Source organism: Mycobacterium sp. (assembly GCF_036490025.1).
Taxonomy (GTDB): domain Bacteria; phylum Actinomycetota; class Actinomycetes; order Mycobacteriales; family Mycobacteriaceae; genus Mycobacterium.
Window position 1 is genome coordinate 1 of record NZ_DASXEP010000039.1, and the last position, 2,717, is coordinate 2,717.

The 2,717-nt window shown below is 65.6% G+C and carries 2 protein-coding genes; both read left to right on the plus strand.

Annotation, left to right across the window (positions count from 1 at the left end):
* Positions 1-550: 550 nt before the first annotated feature.
* Complete coding sequence (locus VGG53_RS04735) at positions 551-1,162, plus strand: hypothetical protein (RefSeq protein ID WP_331516836.1); 612 nt, start codon at positions 551-553, stop codon at positions 1,160-1,162.
* Positions 1,162-2,649 (plus strand): CsgG/HfaB family protein, encoded by a 1,488-nt coding sequence (locus VGG53_RS04740; protein ID WP_331516837.1) that lies wholly within the window; start codon positions 1,162-1,164, stop codon positions 2,647-2,649. Before VGG53_RS04735 ends, VGG53_RS04740 begins: the two co-directional genes overlap by 1 nt.
* The last annotated feature ends 68 nt before the right edge of the window (positions 2,650-2,717 follow it).

A 2,717-nucleotide genomic window follows, 5' to 3' on the forward strand; every position in this document is an offset into this window, starting at 1 on the left:
GCGACGAAATGTGCGGTCCGCCGGTTACGTCAGGGCACGTCCTATCCCAGCCAACGGCATGGCAGCGCGTGAACCTCGGACTGCGCCGCTGCGGCAACCTTCAGCTGCGGTTTTTGCCGCTTGAATCCTTCCTGCGCGGGCATCGTTGGACGGGCCGCGGGCATACCGGGCAAAGGGTGACCTCAAAGGGTGCAAAAGCCCCGGAACACCCCGTCAGCGTAAATTTTCATGCCTAACGGCGTCGTGCGTGTCGGTTGACGCGGCGGAGTGGCTGTGCAATCCATTTTGTATCGGGTGGTACTACTAGGGGGCGCAACCGACCTTCGGCGGCTGAAATCGCCGAAGGTCGAAGCACCAAGCAAAACAGAGATGGTCACCGCGTGGCGCGGCGTTGTCTGCGCCCGCGGAAAGTTAAAGTGCGTTGGCATGCGCCACGTCTGGCGCGTCGATGCTGCCTGCTGCGCGTCCATGGCGCGCAGCGGAGAGCTGTATTCGACGCGAGGGCTGCGGTTGCAAGTAATGGGAAAACTCGATGGCGACTCGACTTCGATTGGCCTTGGTCGCGCTCTGCGCAGGCTCGGCGCTCCTACCCGGATCCGTATTCGCCAACGGCTATGGCGAAAGTTCTTCCTGGCAGTTCCAGAGCGCTGCCCAGCAGAGCACCAACGCCCAGATGGAGACGTTGCTCCAGGAAAAGCAGGGCGGATACTTTAACTCGTTCGGTCCCGCTCAGACGACCGTCAACACCACCACCAACATCGGCACCGAATGGAACTGCACGCTCAGTTCCGCCGCGGCCGGCAGTAACGGCAACAACACGCCCACCGCCCTGACGTCTTCGCCCACCGTCTCCAGCTCGCCATCTCTAGGCGCCTCGACCACGGGCAACCAGAACACGACTTCGGTCGGCGGCAATCCGGGCGTCGCCTACGCCTTGAACTCGATGACCAATCCCCTGAACGGCACCAGCACCACGCAGGGCAACAGCGGCAGCACGCTGAGCTCGCTGGTCAGCGGCTCGTCCAACAGCACCAGCCTCGGACCGGTTTCGACGGGCGGCGGCACCACCAACCAGGCGCTCAACTCGACCCAGAGCAACTCGGGCGCCCAGACCTCGAGCGTCAGCGGCAGCACGGCGTGCTCCAGCAGCGGTGGGAAGTAATGTCCGATCAGTCGACGATGTCCCAGCCGCGAAGTCCGATGCGCCGTTCCAGTCTGAAATCGAAGCTCTTCGGGATGGCGGCGATCGCCTGCCTTCCCGTCCTTGGCGGCTGCGAAACCTTCCACACCGTCAGCTATCCGGGCGAGGCGCCGATGATGATCGGCTCGCCGGTGCGCGAAAACACGACCCCGACCCAGGGTCCGCTGTCCTGCCTCGCCTGGAAGATGCACGACGCCCACTCGCCGGTCTTCGGGATCGGCGTCGGCGACGTGAAGGACTACACAGCGAAGTACTCGCAGTACGAAGGCGCCACGGTGACCCAGGGCGGCTCGCTGATGGTCTATTCGGCCCTCGGCAAGCTGGGCCCGGTGGTCCGCATCCACGAGCGCTTCGACACCCGCATCGGCGAAGCCGAACTCACCTACGCGGATCGCCGCCAGCTCGGCGACGGCCAGTCCCACGTGCTGCAGACCGCCAAGGGCCCCGAACAGGTGCCGTGGCTCCCGTACTTCGGCGGCAGCATCGAGAAGTCCGACTACTACATCGTCGGCGGCATCACCGAGGTGAACTACAACATCCAGTCGGGTGGCTTTGACGGCACCGTCAACCTGATCGGCCCCTCGGCTCGCGTGTTCACCCTGAACGTCGCCGTCGACCTGCGCATCGTCGACAGCCGCAGCCTGGTGGTGCTGAAGACGGTCAGCCTCGAAAAGCAGCTCACCGGCTACGAGGTCGACGGCAACATCTTCTCGTTCTTCGGCAAGGCCCAGAACCTCTGGGACGTGGACGTCGGCGCCAAGAACCAGGAGCCGATGCAGTTCGGCATCCGCATGGCGCTCGAGGAAGGCGTGCTCAAGCTCGTCGGCTCGGTCGCCAACGTCGACTACCAGAGCTGCCTGACGCCCGAGGGCGTCAAGGCCCCGGCCGAGGAAGCCAGGCACGAGGGGGTGCCGCCGCTGCCGGCTCCGACTCCGGCGGCGCTTCCGCTCGTGAATCAAAACCCCGCACCGGCTCCGCCGCTTCCGCCGCCTCCGGCGCCCGCATCGAACGACGTCGCGGTGCCAGTCCCCGCGCGGCCCCAGGGGCCGCCGCTGTCGGGCGCCGCCGCCCCGCCGCCCCCGAGCGGACCGATCCAGTTGCAGGACGCCGACCCGGGCCAGGGCGCCGCCAGCGCCTCGATCCAGGTCCCGTTCGAGATCGGCTCCAACAGCCTCGGCGGCGACGCCGAAGCGGCCATCGACAAGATCGCGACCACGGTCTCCACCGGCGGTGTCGCCAACGTCACCCTGGTCGCGCGGGAAACCGAGACCTGGGATCCGAACACGCGTTCGGATGTCATCGCCAAGCGCATCGCCGCCGTCACCTCCGCCCTCGAGGCCAAGGGCGTCGCGGCGACACTGATCATGGTCACCTGGACCGCCACTCAGGACCAGATGACGCACGACGGCCCCGGCTTTCAGGAAATCGCAAAGTTGAAAGTGGGCTGAGAAGAATTCGAACTAGGACACAACAGTATAACCAACACCACAGTACGCATGTTCGCTGCGTGAGCGAA

Bases quoted from the DNA above. Each gene is read 5' to 3' on its own strand.
- VGG53_RS04740 (WP_331516837.1), top strand. From the start codon at position 1,162: ATGTCCGATCAGTCGACGATGTCCCAGCCGCGAAGTCCGATGCGCCGT.